The following is a 16,717-nucleotide window of genomic DNA, read 5'->3' as shown; positions in this document are numbered from 1 at the left end:
TAAAGCAATCCAATTGATTGAATGGAAATGTAAAAACATAAGAACCGGAACTACTCGCCACACGCACCGTATGTATCGATCAAGTTCAGGTGGGCATACTGGGCTCAGCCCCAGATCGGCCTCCTGATATTTCCCAATAACCACTGATCTGCATGTCGACTGAGTTAGTGTTCAAACCAGCCATCAGCGCGACGGGACGCCTTCCAGCCAATCGGCGATGCCGACGGTGCGAAAGATCACTGGAACACCGTTCTCGGCGTCGCCCTCGATTGCCACTTGGGCTTCCACCAGGCGACGATCAAAGCTGCGGTGCCGTGGGTTGCGCATGTTGTCGATCGTGGCCCTGCTCTTCTTGGCCTCGAAGCAAACCTCCTTCTTGTTCATCCGGAGGCCATAGCGGCTGAGCAGGTACCCCCTGCTGTCGAACGTGTCCATTTTCGTCTTGCTCAATACGTTGGCGCGGTGCTGGGTGATGTGGTCCGGGCTCCGTAACTTCGGAGCGCCGCCAGCTTGCCGCCAGCGCCCAGGGTGGCGCGAAGGTTCTTTTGGAAGTGAATTGCTTCGCGGCTGCCTGCCGTGCGGCTCGTGCCGACCGCACTGCCAGCATCAGGGCAGAATCAAGAAGAGGACAGGCGCGTCGGCGTAACGCCCTGCATTGCTGCGGGAATATTTTTTTCGACGCAAGTGATTGATTTCATTAAGTGCGAACTAAGTCCCTGCAAAAAAAAATCCGCAGGGACGCATTGCAATGCGCAGAACCGAGCCAAGAAGTCGCAAGGCCCGACCGACAGCCCGTTAGCGAGGCCCCAGACGCTGCCGTCCCATATCGGGGTGTGAAGGGAAAGTAATTGGCTTCCAAGAGAAGCAATGCGCCGCGCAAGAAATTGCCCCAGGCTCGCGCCGGTCGAATGAGCTACTGCTGCTCAACGACCCACCAGTGCCAACGGGCGCCGGTGCGCATGACACGACGGCAGAGGGAGCCACCTGGCTGCCGAAACCCGTGCGACCTAATCAACTGCGAGCCCTTCTATGCAAACCTTCAACTCTCAATTTTCCAGTGCACCACACCTTGGCGTCGCGCCTTCGTTCCAGCCCATGTGGGGCGCGAACCATACGCAGGGATATACCCTCCCTGACGTCCTCGCGGGTCTCCCGGATTTCCTCCGGACGTGGGTGAACGCAATTGCCATCAAGCTTGACGTGGATCCGGGCATGGCCCTTGGAACGCTTCTTTCTGGAATGAGCGCAGGCCTCAACGGCGGCGCGGTGATCAAGCGACCCGACGATGGGGTGGAGCCGCTTGCTTGCTTCACGGTCGTGCTGGGTGGCCCGACGACGGGCAAGACCCGGACGCACAAGCTGGTGCACTTTGCCCACAACCAGCACGACATCCACTGCTATACCAACTACCAGCAGCGCAAGAAGCGGATGGTACGAGAGTACGGGGCGGAGGAAGATTGCTCGGCCCATTCCATGGGTGTCCGCCGACTGCGGTCCGTCATTCTGCAAGACACCAGCAACCGTGGATTGCTGGAAGCCCTGGAAGGCGTAGGCGAATCCACTGCCATCTCGGTTCACGAGGGGCAGAAGGTGCTGGAGAGTGTCCTGTTCCGCAAGCATCTGGATACGCTGAACGTGCTCCATGATGGAGAAGGCAGGGCGATGATCACGCGAGGGAAGGGCGACCGCGTGATTGCACACAACGCCATGCTGACGGCCCTCATCATGGTCCAGCCCGACATCTTCGGGACCTACATTGAAAAGTACGGTGACATGGCACGGTCAATCGGGTTCCTCGCTCGCTGCCTCTTCGTCGTGGTTCCCACGTTTCGCGGCGCCGTTGACTACTCGATAAACGATCCGGACGAGCACCTGAAGGCGTACCACGCCAAAGTCGAGTCTTTCCTCAGGGAACGGCACGAGCGGCTTGAGCGCGGGGAAACCGATCCAGAAACCTTGGCTTTCTCACCAAAGGCAATTCAACTGTGGCACGAGTTCACCGCCGAGCACCGCAATTTGACCTTCCGTACGTACTGGCCGGTGCAGGACGCCGCGAATCGCGCAATGCAGAATGTCGCGCGCATCTCGGGAATCATCCATTCCTACAGCGACGAGGTAGGAGAGGTTTCTGAGCGCACCTTGGAAGCGGCGTGGATGATCGTGCAATGGCACATGGCCCAGTTCGCGGAACTGTTCCCTCCCAAGCCTCTCCCCGCCCCTCCGCCCATTCGCCTCACGACCCAGCAAAAGCAGCTCCAGCGGGAGATCGAGGACGGAAAGGCCATCGTCCATTGCATCAGCGAGATGTGCTGGCGCAACCAGGAGCCCGACGCTTTGAAGGCTAAGGTATTTGTCCGCAGCGGCCTCTATAACGCGCGCTTCCGGACCGCCTTGATGCGATTGGTGGATGAGGGCGTGGTACTTGAATCAGGTGAGGGGGCGCAGATGCGACTCAGCATGGTTCCTGTGCGTGAGGCTATCTCGCCGGTTCAACAAGCTTGGAACGACGGGTTCCAAGGTCGGATTTGACCAGGGAGGTTGTCTGGTTGGGCGACCTACCCAAAAGAAAAAATGACGAACGGCGTCCATCCCGCCAGCCCGCCATCGAGCGGGCTGGCGGGTTTCTTCATTGCCGTTCAGTTCGTCCACGGCTGACGTGTACACGGTGCAGATATACGCCCAAGCCGAACATCGCGAACCCGTAGACGACGATCCCGCCCACGATCGTCAGCATTGTGACCCCCTCGGGCCGAGGCGAAGCGGCCCCTCGCCTTTGCGGATTATCCGGGTCAAATAGTCGCCACGGTGGTGGATGACCGACTGGGCCTGCATCCGCGTCAGTCCACCGCGGATGAAGTACCTGACCAGTTCGTGGTCGTCGCTGTTCTCATCGTTGGACATCACGTCTTCAACCCAATCTGCCTCTTCCGAGGTCAGCCCGTACCTGATGGCCTTCATCAGCCCTCCTTTAGCCATGTGCCAGGCGGCTGACCTTTCCCGCCAGCTTTTCCCGCAGCTCGCCGGGTCCCCCAATGGTCGACGGGCTCTGGCCTGCAGGCACTTCCTCCTGGGGGAAGAACTCCTCCACGACGGCCGGCACGTCTTCAGCCAGATCCTCGAACGCGCCGTTGGCGAACCCCTGTCGGGCCGCCTCATCCAAGGCCGCCTGGTCCACCCCGGCCTCCTCCGACGCCCCACCCTTTTCAATCGCCTGGCCAACGGCCTGCTCCAACGTGAGTCCGGTCCGAACGACCAGGTCCACGTAGTAGATGGCCGCCCGGTGGCTCATGGCGGTCGACTTGCCACGGAGCTTGAGTTCCAGCGGCATGTGGGCGAGCCGTCCGCCGGAGACCGCACTAAAGTACTGGAGACGGGCGGCCAAGGTCCGGATAGTGTTGTACGACGTGGTCCGGAGCACGAAACTGCCCAACGCGTCCTCCTCCCCGTCGCCGACCAGGACATTCAGTCGGGCGTACGCCTTACAGTCACCCATGGCGTACGCGCAGGTATCCGGCCCCGGACAGGGATGCTGCACCACGCCCTCCTTCTCCAAGCGCCGGCACGATTCCCCATTGCCCACACAGCGCGGCCGACCGCTGTTCCGATCGAACAGTGAATAGTCCGCCCGCAGGTTCAGTGACGGATCGTTGAACAGCATCCGCACGGGGATCGATCGCAGCTTCTGCCCGTCCGCCGCCCGCCTCAACTGTTCATCGAGCGGGTGCAGCACCCAGCCCTCCCGGTTCTGGACCTGCGAGGTCAGGGTGAACTGGTCGTCCTTTTCCGGCAGGCGCTTCCCGTTGCGCTCTACCACCCGCCCAATCGAGATGCGTCCGACTACCGGCGGGGTTATCACGAGGCCCTTCAGCACGTTGCGCTCCTTGGGGTAGTTGGCGGTTGTGGGGACAGGACAAAGCGGCGGCTACCCGGCGTTGTGACGGTGTAGCGAGTCGCCAGATCCGGATGGTCGGCGGCCAGTGCCTTGGTATCGATCCGGGAGCCGTCCTTGGATCGCCTGAAAGTGACCAGGCCGTTGGCAAAGGTGGCTTTCGAGGCATCCCCCATGGCCTGTTGCAGGGTTTGCTTCAGCCGCTCGGCCTCACGTGTCTTGGCTGCGAGCTCCTCATCCAGCGCCGCCAGGGCATCGAAGGTGTTGCCCAGCACCGCATCCTCGGTGAGGTCCAGGGTCGTGTCATTGCCCCGGTACAGATGGCGCAACGTCTTGGCAGCGGACTCGCTGCCGTCGGCCGGCGGCGGAGTATCGGACTCCACGTAGCTCCAGAAGTGGCTTTCCAGCACCATCAGCCGGGCGATGACGTCGTCGTCGCGCTCAATCCGGTGGATCTCCAGCTTCTGGCCGCAGAGCAACACAGCCACGTCGGCTGCGCCCTTGCCGGTCACCGCCAGCTGGTGCTGCACCTGGAGGTGGACGTACTCCGGCACCCCGCCTTTCCAGAGCCGTGAGCCGAACTCCCCCGCGGTTTTGCACTCCAGAATCTGGACCTCGGGGCTGCCGACTACTTCCCTGTCGATGTTGGCCAGCATGAACGGCAACGTCGGGTGCTGGAGCACGGCGTTGAGTTTCCTGACCCTGCGGCTGGTCATTTGCTGGTACGCCACCGCCACGTAGGGCTCCAGCAGCGTGCCCCAGAAGCGAGGATCGTTCATGCCCTGGTGCTCTCCGGTCGCCTCGGTGCGACCGGTTTTCTCCAGCCACAGTTCCAGTTGGCTCTTGTAGGGGTTGAGCCCTACCGCCGCAGCCGCGTCCGAACTGCCGATGCCACCTTTGCGAACTTCCAGCCATTGCTCACGGTCAAGCGCCCGGGTGTCAGCCAGGCGCAATGCGCTTTGCGTCTTCATCTCAATTCTCCAAAAGCAAACGCCCGGCCGAAGGGCCGGGCGTTATGGCGCGTTGGTCAATGTCGGGAGCCTCAGGACACCAGTTCGAGAACCTCTTCCCAGGCCTTCTGTTTGATCTGGGCACCTTGCCCAAACCACGCCGCGTCACGGCGGTGGTCGTCGCTGCGTGCCCGACGATGGTGGTCCACGAACTCCGTGACGCTGTTGAGCAGACCCCACGCCGTTCCTCGGCTGGAAGCCCACATCGCGCCACGACCGCCGCCCTCGTACAGCGCACGAACGTTCGCAAACGCCTGCTCGTTGACCACGTTGGCCTTGCCGTCCTGAACCTGATACGTCAGCACACGACGCAGCAGCCCCTCAACGGTATCCGGGTCGACTGGACATTCCACCAACGCCTTCATCCGGGCAACGAAGCCATCCCACGACGAGACCGTGATCCCGAGCTGGCGTTTCACGATGTCAGCGTCGAAGCGGCTGCGGTGAGGCACCTTGATCGCACCGCTGGCGCCGCCCAACGCAACCCGCAACGTGTTGTTGCAGACCACCCGAACGGACGTGAACTGAGCCGTGGTGGCCAGCGTGCCGTCGCACGCCGTGGCCAAGAGGAGATAACCATCCACCCGGTCACGGCCCTTGAGCACCGTGCTTTGCCCGGTCTTGGCCAGGGCCCAGAACTTGCGCCCCTCACGCAGCACTCCGGCCGTTTCCAACTCGAAACCGCTATGGGCCGTCAGGTCCCGGTAGAACTCCAGAATCTCCCCAGGCTGGACGACCTTGAAGCGCTTGCTGACCACCGCCAAGGGGGCCTTGGTATCCGAGCGATAGAGCACTTTGTTATCAGGGTAGGCGTTGATGATGCCGAGGTTGTTGCTGCCTGTGATGTAGCGGACCTCCGACTCTTCAATCGTCCAGTCCATACCCGCCTGTTCCTTCCAGCTCTCAATCGGCTGCTGGGGGGCCAATTTGTTGCCAAGGCCGTGCCAAGCCTTCTCCCCGGTATAGGCCATCGTTTGTACCAAGTGCATGTCGAACTTCCTCGATTGACGGCATAAACGCAGAAGGCCCGCCGGTGAGGGCGGGCCTTCTGTGATGCCAACTAACTGGCTACGGCAGACGAGGATCGCGCTTTGTCAGCAGGCTAGCTAGAACAACAGCCGCCAGTGTCAGAAGCTGGATAATCGTCTCCTTGGTGTCATCGCGCATGGCTCTGACCTTGCCGTGAGCGCTTGGGACGTAGCGCTCGGCCGTGAAGCGAAGGACTCCCCCGCTTCAGGTAGGTATTAAGGGTTTGAAAGATATTCGGATCGTGGCGGCCGGCTGCCGGTGGCGGTGGACTTCCGCCGGATTGGCTCTTTTCCGGGTCCGCCAGCAGCCGCATACAACCAGTTGCCCCCGATTTGATCTGTGTCAAAATCCGTCCGGGTCCCGGGTGTAGAGTCTGACCCAATGCTCCGCTCTCTCCGCCCCCGTTGGCGTACCCGGATCGCGCTGGTCGCGGTAGCGGCCCTGCTCTGGTCGCAGGTCGCGCTGGCTGGGCATGCGGGTTGCTTGAGGATGCTGGCACACGCCGCCCCGGCAGAAGTCGCGGCCATGGACCACGATTGCGGGGCCAACATGCCCGCTCCCGATCAACCGGTCTGCGCCGCTCATTGCAGCCAAGGTGACGCGTCCGCCGAAAGTGGGCGCATTCCGCCGGTGCCGCCGATGTTGGCCGCACCCGCGATTCCGTTTATCTCGATCGTCGTGATTGCACACGGGGTGGATAGTGGCGTGCCAGCCCGCAACGACTGGTCTCCGCCGCCTTCCTGGCACCGACCTACCGCCCACCCAGCGGCTCTGCTGTTGATCTGATGCCCGAGCACCTGCTGCCCGCACCCACCGGTGCGGCGCAGTGCTGCGTGTTCGCGCCGTGCCTCTTGCACGGGATCCCCCTTGCCCTTGTGCTGCCGCGCTGTCGCTGCAGCCGAAGCAGATCCGACATGGCATTCCCCTCAGATGAATCGCGGGCCGGGCGCCTGCCTTACCGACTCGCTCTTGGCTGGCGAGGCCTCCCGTCACGCCGAGGCCTGCTGCTTGCCGGGGTCTTGTGCCTATGCGCCAACCCCGTGCTCGCGGCCGAAACCTTGCCGGGGCGAAGTGTCGAATCGATCCGTACCTGGCTGGTGGAGCACAACCAGGAACTGCGCGCGCTAGGGCTCGAAGCCGAGGCCGCACGGGCGCGGATCCTCCCGGCGGGGGCCCTGCCGGACCCATCCGCTGGGATCGCACTTCGTGGCTTGGACCCAGGGCGGCCTTGGCGTGGCGCCGAGATGGGCAGCGAGATTATCTACTCCCTGCGTCAGCAGTTTCCCCTTTGGGGCAAGCGGGATCTTGCGCGGACCGGGGCTCGCGAGGAGGCCCATGCCAGCGAACTCGACCGCGATGCCGCGGCGCGCGACCTCATCGCCGAGGCGGAGTCGGCCTACGTACGCTATTGGCACGCCGACCAAGCGGTGGCGGTGCTTGATCGCCGCATCGCGCTCCTGCGCCAGGTCGAGGAGATGGCCGGCGTCCGCTATGCGCTGGGCGCGGCGGCCCAGCAGGACGCGATCCGTGCGCAGGTCGAGCAGACGAACATGCAGCGCGAACGCATCGAGCGACTGGCAGCCAAGCGCGAAGCGATGGCGATGCTCAACACGGTGCTCGGCCGCCCGAGCGACGCGTCCCTGGCGGCACCCGAGGCCGCCCCGCTACTGCCTGTGTCCGCGGTTGCACGGCCCGACTCGCAGCAGATCGCAGATCACCCCGCCGTGCTCGCGCAGCAGGCGCGCGCCGATGCCGCACGCACCAACGCCGTGCTTCAGCGTCGCAAGCGCCTTCCGGACGTGACGCTCGGGGTCGGCGTGATGCAGCGAGGCGGCGGGCTCGACAGCGTGGAACTCATGCTCGAGGTCGAGATCCCGTTCCAGCGGCGCGCCCGACGCGAACGCGAGCGTGAGGCCAATCTGCTCCAGGAGGCAGCGCTAGCCAGGGTGGAGGCAACGCGCCGCACCCTGGATGGTCGCGGCGCCGCGGCCCGCGCGCAGTGGACCGGTGCGCGCGAGCGCCGCCAGCTCACCGAAAAAACCCTGCTGCCACAGGCCGATGCGGCCTACCAATCGGCGCTCGCCAGCTACCAGGTCGGGGAAGTCGACTTCGGCACGCTGCTCGAAGCGCTCAACGAATGGCAAGGTGCGAACCTCGCGCGGGTCGACGCATTGCGTGACGAATTGCTCGGCGCTGCCACCGTGCGCGCCATTGAAGGAGAAGCACCATGACGCGTAACCAGACCCTGTCGTTGGCGATTGCCGCCACACTGGTCGCCTTGGCCGTTGGCTGGATGCTCGGTCGCGGCACGCGCAGCGAAGCGCCAGCTACCGAAGCTGTAGCGGCGCAGGGCGAGCGCAAGGTGCTGTACTACCGCAACCCCATGGGCCTGCCCGACACCTCGCCGGTGCCGAAGAAGGACTCGATGGGGATGGACTACATCCCCGTCTATGCAGGCGAGGAACCTTCAGCGACTCCTGGCACGGTGGTTCTACCGCCGGACAAGGTGCAGGCCTTGGGCGTGCGCACAGAACTTGTCCGTCGCGAGCCGCTGGCCAGCGTCGTACGAGCCAGCGGCACCGTCGAGGTCGACGAGACCCGGCAGTACGTCATCGCGCCGCGCTTCGAAGGCTGGGTGGAACGGCTGTATGCGAACCAGACCGGTATGCGCGTGCGCGCCGGACAACCGTTGCTGGCGGTGTACAGCCCGCAGCTGGCCGCCGCGCAGAAGGAGTACCGGCTCGCCGATGCGGCCGCGCGCAAGTTGGCGCAGTCGGACCCGGCCAGTGCCGCGTCGATGGCCCGCCTGCGGGATGCGGCCCGCGCGCGCCTGCGCAACTGGGAGATCAGCGACGCGCAGTTAGCGCGCTTGGGACGCGACGACGGCACCCACAATCTGGTATTGACCTCGCCTGCCAACGCGGTTGTCATCGAAAAACCGGTCATCCAGGGCGCCCGGTTCGAGCCGGGCGATACCATCCTGCGTCTGGCCGACCTGTCCACCGTGTGGGTGATGGCGAAGGTGCCGGTGGCGCAAGCGGCCGGGATTGCCACCGGGCAACCCGCACGCTTCGAGTCCGTGGCCCTGCCGGGTCAGTCGTTCAGCGGTGAGGTGACGTTTGTGCAGCCGGTCGTGGATGCCGAGACCCGCACGATCGACGTCCGGATTGCGTTGCCCAATCGCGAAGGCGATCTGCGTCCTGGCCTGTTCGGCACGGTGCTGCTCGCGCAGCCGGCCGCACAACCGGCCCTCGCCATTCCGCGCTCGGCCGTGCTCGACACCGGCACCCGCCAGATGGTGCTGGTGCAGACCGCACCCGGCCGGTTCGCGCCGCGCGAGGTCACGCTGGGTCGCCGGGCCGGTGATCGCATCGAGGTGCTGACGGGACTTTCCGACGGGGAAGCGGTGGTTGTCGCCGCGAACTTCCTGATCGATGCCGAAAGCAACCTGCAGTCGGCGTTGCAGGGGTTGAGTGGGCACGCGGACCATCCCGCGCCGGCCGCCGATGCCACCCCCACGTCCAACCCAGACGCCACCGGGGATGCGCAAGCCGGCCACGATGCATCCACTGCGCCGGATCCGCATGCGGATCACGGGGCCGCGCCGGCAGCCCCTGTCCCAGCGCAACGCCCGACCGCGCGGCCCCCACCCGGAACCAAGCCCAAGCCAGAGCCGATTGATCCGCACGCCGGACACGGTCCGATGCCCGCAGCACTAGCCGACCCCGCGACGCCGACAGTCGACGACGCCCACGAGAACCACGACCGCCACGAGGGACACTGACATGCTTGGCCGCCTCATCGAATGGTCGGTCCGCAACGTCTTCCTGGTTCTGGTGATGACGCTCGCCATCGTCGCCGGCGGCATCTATGCGGTGATGCGGACCCCGCTCGACGCCCAGCCGGACCTGTCCGACGTGCAGGTGATCGTGTTCACCGAGTACCCCGGCCAGGCCCCGCAGGTGGTCGAGGACCAGGTCACCTACCCGCTGACCAGCGCGCTGCTGTCGGTGCCCAAGTCCAAAGTGGTGCGCGGGTTCTCCTTCTTCGGCGCCTCGTTCGTCTACGTGATCTTCGAGGACGGAACCGACCTGTATTGGGCGCGTTCGCGCGTTCTCGAAAACCTCAACTTCGCGGCAAAGAACCTGCCGGCTGGCGTGACGCCGGCGCTTGGCCCCGACGCCACTGGCGTGGGCTGGGTCTACCAGTACGTCCTCAAGAGCGGCAAGCACTCGCTCGACGAGCTGCGCGTGATGCAGGACTGGTACCTGCGCTTCCAGCTGACCAAGGCGCCTGGCGTCGCGGAGGTCGCGAGCGTGGGCGGCTTCGTGCGCCAGTACTCGGTCACGGTCGACCCGGTGCGACTGCGCGAGTTTGGCATTCCGCTATCGCGGGTTTCGGAAGTCATCGCCACCAGCAATCGCGACGTCGGCGGCCGCGTGATCGAAATGGCCGAAACCGAGTACATGGTGCGTGGCCGCGGCTACCTGCGCGGAATCGAGGACATCGCGAATCTGGTGCTGCGCGCCGAGGGTGGCGCGCCAGTCCTGATCGGAGACATCGCCCAGGTGGAACTGGTGCCCGACGAGCGGCGCGGCCTGACTGACCTCGACGGCGAGGGTGACGTCGTCGCAGGCATCGCGGTGGCGCGCTACGGCGAGAATGCGCTATCGGTCATCCATGGACTGAAGGAGAAGCTCGCCGAGATCGCCAGTGGGCTGCCCGAAGGCGTCAGCGTCCAGGCGGTCTACGACCGCTCCGATCTCATCCACCGCGCAATCAAGACCCTGCGCACGACGCTGCTCGAGGAAAGCCTCATCGTCGCTCTGGTGTGCCTGGTGTTCCTGTTCCACGCCCGCAGCGCCCTGGTGGCGATCGTAATGCTACCAGTGGGCGTACTGATCGCGTTCGGCGCGATGCGCCTCCTGGGCATGAACTCGAACATCATGAGCCTGGGCGGCATCGCCATCGCGATCGGCGCGATGGTGGATGCGGCGATCGTGATGATCGAGAACGCCCACAAGCACATCGAGCGCGACGACGGTTCGCGCAGCCGCACCCAGCTGATCATCGATGCCTGCCGCGAAGTCGGCCCGGCACTGTTCTTCAGCCTGATGATCATCACCGTCTCGTTCCTGCCGGTGTTCGTGCTGGAGGCGCAGGAGGGTCGCCTGTTCAAGCCGCTGGCGTTCACCAAGACGTTTGCGATGGCCGGCGCCGCGCTGCTGTCGGTCACGCTGGTGCCTGTATTGATGCTGCTGTTCGTGCGCGGCAAGATCGTTCCGGAACAGAAGAACCCGGTGAACCGCTTCCTAATCGCCGCCTACCGGCCGGTGATCGACGTAGTGCTGCGTCACAAGCTCGCCACGATGGCGTTTGCGCTCATCGTCCTGCTCATGACGCTTTGGCCGGCTTCGCGTCTGGGCAGCGAGTTCATGCCGACGCTCAACGAGGGCACGCTGCTGTACATGCCGGCGTCACTGCCGGGCATGTCGGTGACCAAGGCCTCCGAGTTGCTGCAGCAGCAAGACCGGATCATCAAGGGCTTTCCGGAGGTCGAGTCGGTATTCGGTAAGGCCGGCCGCGCATTGACCGCGACCGATCCGGCGCCACTGGAGATGTTCGAGACTGTCATCAACCTCAAGCCGGAAGACCAATGGCGCAGGGGCATGACCACCGACAAGCTAATCGCGGAGATGGATGCTGCACTGAAGTTCCCAGGCGTCGCCAACTCCTGGACGATGCCGATCAAGGCGCGCACCGACATGCTCGCGACCGGCATCCGCACGCCGGTGGGCGTCAAGGTGTTCGGCCGCGACCTGACGCAACTGGAAACGCTGGCCAAGCAGATCGAAGCCGCCGTGCGCGAGGTGCCCGGGACGGCGAGTGCGTACGCCGAACGCCTGACCGGTGGTTATTACCTGGACATCGATCCCGACCTGCCGCGCCTCGCCCAGTACGGCATCACGCTGGGCGAACTGCAGGATGTCGTGGCAGCCGCGCTCGGCGGCGAGATGGTCACGACGATGGTCGAAGGCCGGGAGCGTTTCGGAGTGATCGTGCGCTACCCGCGCGAGCTGCGTGACGACCCGCAGCGGATTGCCACGCAGGTGCTGGTTCCCACGCCGGACGGCGCCCAGGTGCCGCTGGGCGAACTCGCGAATGTCCAGGTCCGAAAAGGCGCGCCAAGCATCCGTACTGAGAATGCAATGCTGGCTGCGTACATCTACGTCGATACCCGCGAGAGCGACCTCGGCCGCTACGTGCGCACCGCGCAGGACGCGGTCGACCAGCAGGTGCGGTTTCCGCCCGGTTACTACGCCACTTGGAGCGGGCAGTACGAATACATGCAACGCGCAGCCGCGAAGATGCGCATCGTCGTGCCGGTGACGCTGGCGATCATCTTCCTGCTGCTGTATCTGAACTTCCGGCGCGTCACCGAGTCGCTGATCGTGATGTTGTCGGTACCGTTCGCGCTGGTCGGTGGCGTCTGGTTGCTGTGGCTTCTCGACTACAACGTCAGTGTCGCGGTGGCCGTCGGCTTCATCGCGCTGGCGGGCGTCGCGGCGGAAACCGGCGTGGTCATGCTGATCTACCTCGACCACGCGCTCGAGGAGCGCGCGGCACTACGCAGCACGGAAGGACGGGCGCTCGACGCCCGGGACCTGCAGGAAGCCATCATCGAAGGCGCGGTCGAGCGCGTGCGGCCGAAGATGATGACGGTGGTCGCGATCATGGCCGGCCTGCTGCCGATCATGTGGAGCACGGGCACGGGCTCGGAAGTGATGCGCCGTATCGCCGCGCCGATGGTGGGGGGAATGGTGTCGTCCACCGTGCTCACGCTGATAGTGATCCCGGCCCTTTATGCCCTCGTGAAACAGCGCGCCCTGGCAAGGAAAACCTTCGGAACGTCGCCATTACGTGAGAGCCGGCCGTGATTCCGCGCAGTCCGCGATCACGATGGAACTCTCTCTTCCGGCTGGCTCATCCGGATCAAAGCAGAGCGTCGGACAGGCGCCTACGGTCTGGATACGAGCATTGCCGGCAATGGTTCTCCCCGTGGAACCACTCCTCCCGGTCGCTGGCGGCGCGACCAGGAGCTATCCCGCCGCCATTCCTGGAGGCATCGACATGACTTCCACCCGCACGCCTGTCCCATCACGCCGCTGGGTCTTCTGGGCTTTCCTGGGCTTGGCTGCTTTCTACCTGATCGTCGAGCACCGCGCCCACCTCGCGGGCTCACTGGGCTGGTTGCCGCTCGGCTTCCTGTTGCTGTGTCCCCTGATGCACGTGTTCGGGCATGGAGGACATGGCAGTCACGGTGGGCACCATGACGATGGCGCCTCGGATCATGCCCGCGGGCCCCGTTCCCCACCGACCGAGACTGACGCGGCGCCGGACGATGACTCCAACACGTTTCCGGGAGGGCGCTGACATGGATGGCTCAACCAACGGTTATGGCCTGTGGCTGCTTGCCGCAATCAACGCAGCTTTCTTCATTTTCTTCGCCTGGAGCTTCTACAAGCCCTTGACCCGCTGGGACTGGCGGGGATTCGGGATGTTCTCGGCCTTCATCGTCGCGCTGTTTGCCGAGATGTATGGCTTCCCACTCACCCTGTACCTGCTGTCCGCCTGGCTCAGTTCGGCCTACCCCCAGGTTGACTGGCTCAGCCACGATGCCGGACATCTCCTTGAGATGTGGTTCGGCTGGCGCGCCAACCCACACTTCGGGCCTTTCCATATCGCGAGCTTCGTACTGATCGGCGGCGGGTTCTGGCTGCTGGCTGCGGCTTGGCCGGTGCTCTACCAGGCGCAACGGGAGGGACGGGTTGCTCGCGAAGGGGTGTATGCCCGCATCCGCCATCCGCAGTACGTGGCGTTCATCCTGGTGCTGACGGGATTCCTGCTGCAGTGGCCGACGTTGATTACCGTCGCCACGTATCCCGTCCTGGTGTGGGCGTATGCGCGGCTGGCGCGCCGCGAGGAACGCGACAGCCTGGCGCGCTTCGGTGGCGACTACGCCCGATACATCCGCGAAGTACCTGCCTTCCTGCCCAGTCGCCGACGTCCCATGCCCGCTTTACCTGATAGCCGAGGAGGTGTGTCATGACCGCCCTGCCCGCTCTCCGCCAAGGGGTCGCGTTCGCTGCCACGGCAGGCCTTCTCTACCTCGCCTGCGCCATGGTTGCGATGATCTCGCCAGGCGCAATCCCCGGGGCCCTCGATGTTGTCGTGCACGGCCTGGAGATCGGGCCACTGACGCGCGATGTGCCGCCCACGACGGCGGGCGAAGTAGGCGCAGGCCTGTTGTACGTGATCGCCTACAGCTTTGTCGCCGGCACCCTTTACGGCGCCATCCGCAATGCACTCTCACGCCGCGCATGAGGAGCCTCACCGTGGATAAGCCAACGCACAATCTCGAGCAACGCCACGCCTGGCCAATCGGCAACATGCTCGGTCCCGGCTGCGCGCGTACGCTTCAGGCCACCGTCGCTCGGTTGCCGGGTGTCCGGCAGGTGGATGCAAATTATACCGCCGGCCGCTTGGCCGTCGATTACGACCCGCACACGGTGGATCCGGCGACCATTTCGGAAGCCATCCGCGACTGCGGTTTCAGCTGCGGTCGCGGTGAGGCGATGCCTCCGATAAGTCACGCTCACCACCATCCACCATCGGCAGACGGACCAAGCCCAAAAGGTTCTGCACCAAGCCATGTCCATGGTGGCTCGGCCGCGCACCCGGCTGCGGAGCACGTCAACGACGCGCATGCCGGCATGCACCACGGCGGCGACCTGCACGCGGCCGCGCGCGACATGCGCCGCCGCTTCCTGGTCGCGCTCATCTTCGCGATCCCGGTATTCGTGTGGTCACCGATGGGGATGATGGAACCTCCGCCGGTTCCGTTCGGCCTCAGCGCCAACCTCTGGCTGTTCGTGTTGGCCACGGGCGCGGTGGTGTATCCCGGCTGGCCCTTCTTCAGCGCGGCGATTCGCTCCCTGCGGCGTGGCGTGCTGGACATGGCGGTACTGGTGTTGCTCAGCGTCGGCACCGGTTACGGATTCAGCATCGCCTCGACGTTCTTTTTCCGTGGCCCCAACTTCTTCGAGGCCTCCGCGGTCCTGCTCACCTTCGTACTGCTCGGCCACTGGCTGGAGATGCGGGCGCGCGCCGGCGCCTCGGACGCAATGAGGGCGCTGCTCAAGCTGTCACCACCCCGCGCGGTGGTGCGTCGCGACGGACGCGAAATCGAACTCGCCACGGCCGACGTGCGGGTTGGCGATGTCGTCGTCGTGCGACCGGGCGCAAAGATCCCAGTCGACGGGACGGTGACGGAAGGCAGCTCCCAAGTCGACGAGTCCATGCTGACCGGCGAATCCATGCCGGTGCGCAAGGATCCTGGTGCCGCCGTGGTCGGGGGCTCGATCAACAAGAGCGGCGCCTTCGCTTACACGGCGACCAAGGTCGGCAGCGATACCGCTCTTGCCCAGATCGTCAAGCTGGTACAGGACGCACAGAACTCCAAGGCCCCCGCGCAGTTGCTCGCCGATCGCGCATCGCAATGGCTGGTTCTGGCAGCCATCGTGATCGGCCTCGCTACGTTCGCGGTCTGGTTCTGGTGGCTGGGCCAGTCGCTGCTGTTCGCCCTAACCCTGACCATCACTGTCTTCGTTATCGCCTGTCCCGACGCGCTCGGCCTGGCGACGCCGATGGCCATCATGATCGGCACCGGCCTCGGTGCACGCCACGGCATCCTGTTCAAGCATGCCGAAGCCATCGAGCAGAGCGCCCGCCTCAGCGTGGTCATCTTCGACAAAACCGGCACGCTGACCGTCGGTGCGCCGGAGGTGGTTGAGTTGGCAGTGACTCCCGGCTGGACGTCCGAGCGCCTGCTCGCTACTGCCGCCGCGGTAGAAGTGCATTCGGAGCACCCACTGGCGCAGGCCATTCTCAAGCGCGCCGGGCCGGTGCCCGTCCGCGCCACGGCGTTCACCAACATCGATGGACAAGGCGCTACCGGCATTCTCGATGGTGTGCCAGTGCTGCTCGGCAACCGCCTGCTCATGGGCGAGCACGGGGTCGACCTGGCGGCACTCGAAGCCGACGCGCTGCGGCTTGCCGGCGCGGGACGCACTGTGATCTTCGTCGGTGTTGGGGGCCAGCTCGCCGGGCTGATCGCCATCGCCGATGCAATCCGGGATACCTCCCGCGCAGCCATTGACGAACTGCATCGGCGTGACGTCAAGGTCGCGATGATCACTGGTGACAACCGGCCGACCGCCGAACGCGTGGCGCGTGAACTGGGGATCGACATCGTGCTCGCTGACGTCCTTCCCGGTGGCAAGGCCGACGAAGTGAAGAAGCTGCAGGCGCAGGGGCACAAGGTTGGCATGGTCGGGGATGGCATCAACGACGCGCCCGCATTGACCCAGGCGGACGTCGGCTTTGCTATCGGCGCTGGCACCGACGTGGCCATCGAGAGCGCCGACATCGTACTGATGCGCAGTGACCCGTATGACGTCGTCCGCGCGATCACCATTGCGCGGGCCACCCTGCGCAAGATGCATCAAAACCTGGCGTGGGCAGTCGGCTACAACGTCATCGCCTTCCCGCTCGCGGCTGGGGTGCTCTATCCCTTCACGTTGTCGCCGGAGATCGCGGCGCTGTCAATGTCGGGCAGTTCGGTGATCGTGGCTGCCAACGCGCTGCTGCTGCGGCGTGTCCGGCTGTCTCCGCGCACGCAACCCACCCCTGCTTCTCCCACTCATCAGGCCGTGGCCTGAGCGCCGTC

The 16,717-nt window shown here is 64.8% G+C and carries 13 protein-coding genes; 8 read left to right on the top strand and 5 right to left on the bottom strand.

Translation table 11 applies throughout. The features are described from left to right. Window positions 1–183: 183 nt before the first annotated feature. Entirely contained in the window at window positions 184–435 is a 252-nt protein-coding gene (locus ACYVBS_RS08020; RefSeq protein WP_460822927.1) for a hypothetical protein, read from the bottom strand. A 738-nt stretch (window positions 436–1,173) separates the two neighbouring features. Here ACYVBS_RS08020 and ACYVBS_RS08015 point away from each other — a divergent pair. Further along, the gene (locus tag ACYVBS_RS08015) at window positions 1,174–2,529 is read left to right on the top strand and encodes a DUF3987 domain-containing protein (RefSeq protein WP_460822925.1); all 1,356 of its coding nucleotides are present in this window, start codon (window positions 1,174–1,176) and stop codon (window positions 2,527–2,529) included. A gap of 198 nt (window positions 2,530–2,727) precedes the next feature. Here ACYVBS_RS08015 and ACYVBS_RS08010 read toward each other — a convergent pair whose 3' ends face one another. From ACYVBS_RS08010 to ACYVBS_RS07995, 4 genes are all read right to left on the bottom strand, one after another. Beyond that, window positions 2,728–2,958, bottom strand: coding sequence for a hypothetical protein (locus tag ACYVBS_RS08010; protein WP_460822924.1), 231 nt, complete (start codon window positions 2,956–2,958; stop codon window positions 2,728–2,730). 10 nt (window positions 2,959–2,968) lie between these two features. Next, window positions 2,969–3,871, bottom strand: coding sequence for a recombination directionality factor (locus ACYVBS_RS08005; protein WP_460822923.1), 903 nt, complete (start codon window positions 3,869–3,871; stop codon window positions 2,969–2,971). After that, window positions 3,865–4,860 carry a YqaJ viral recombinase family nuclease gene (locus ACYVBS_RS08000; protein ID WP_460822922.1) on the bottom strand — a complete coding sequence of 332 codons (996 nt, stop codon included), beginning with the start codon at window positions 4,858–4,860 and terminating at the stop codon, window positions 3,865–3,867. Before ACYVBS_RS08000 ends, ACYVBS_RS08005 begins: the two co-directional genes overlap by 7 nt. Window positions 4,861–4,931: 71 nt before the next feature. Continuing rightward, the gene (locus tag ACYVBS_RS07995; protein WP_460822920.1) at window positions 4,932–5,888 is read right to left on the bottom strand and encodes a DUF932 domain-containing protein; all 957 of its coding nucleotides are present in this window, start codon (window positions 5,886–5,888) and stop codon (window positions 4,932–4,934) included. A gap of 1,080 nt (window positions 5,889–6,968) precedes the next feature. Between ACYVBS_RS07995 and ACYVBS_RS07990 the strand changes: the two genes are divergently transcribed. From ACYVBS_RS07990 to ACYVBS_RS07960, 7 genes are all read left to right on the top strand, one after another. Beyond that, window positions 6,969–8,159 (top strand): TolC family protein, encoded by a 1,191-nt coding sequence (locus ACYVBS_RS07990; RefSeq protein ID WP_460822919.1) that lies wholly within the window; start codon window positions 6,969–6,971, stop codon window positions 8,157–8,159. Then, window positions 8,156–9,712 (top strand): efflux RND transporter periplasmic adaptor subunit, encoded by a 1,557-nt coding sequence (locus ACYVBS_RS07985; RefSeq protein WP_460822918.1) that lies wholly within the window; start codon window positions 8,156–8,158, stop codon window positions 9,710–9,712. Before ACYVBS_RS07990 ends, ACYVBS_RS07985 begins: the two co-directional genes overlap by 4 nt. A gap of 1 nt (window position 9,713) precedes the next feature. After that, entirely contained in the window at window positions 9,714–12,866 is a 3,153-nt protein-coding gene (locus ACYVBS_RS07980) for an efflux RND transporter permease subunit (protein WP_460822917.1), read from the top strand. Window positions 12,867–13,059: 193 nt separating this feature from the next. Then, window positions 13,060–13,362 carry a DUF2933 domain-containing protein gene (locus ACYVBS_RS07975; protein ID WP_460822916.1) on the top strand — a complete coding sequence of 101 codons (303 nt, stop codon included), beginning with the start codon at window positions 13,060–13,062 and terminating at the stop codon, window positions 13,360–13,362. Between the two features lies 1 nt (window position 13,363). Then, window positions 13,364–14,038: a methyltransferase family protein gene (locus tag ACYVBS_RS07970; protein WP_460822915.1), complete on the top strand. Its 675-nt coding sequence runs from the start codon at window positions 13,364–13,366 to the stop codon at window positions 14,036–14,038. Next, window positions 14,035–14,313, top strand: coding sequence for a DUF5676 family membrane protein (locus ACYVBS_RS07965; protein WP_460822914.1), 279 nt, complete (start codon window positions 14,035–14,037; stop codon window positions 14,311–14,313). Before ACYVBS_RS07970 ends, ACYVBS_RS07965 begins: the two co-directional genes overlap by 4 nt. An 11-nt stretch (window positions 14,314–14,324) precedes the next feature. Continuing rightward, window positions 14,325–16,709, top strand: coding sequence for a heavy metal translocating P-type ATPase (locus ACYVBS_RS07960; protein WP_460822913.1), 2,385 nt, complete (start codon window positions 14,325–14,327; stop codon window positions 16,707–16,709). Window positions 16,710–16,717: the final 8 nt, after the last annotated feature.

The organism is Lysobacter olei, from assembly GCF_054777355.1.
The sequence above is the reverse complement of the archived record's forward strand: the minus strand, read 5'-3'. Positions and strand labels throughout refer to the sequence as shown.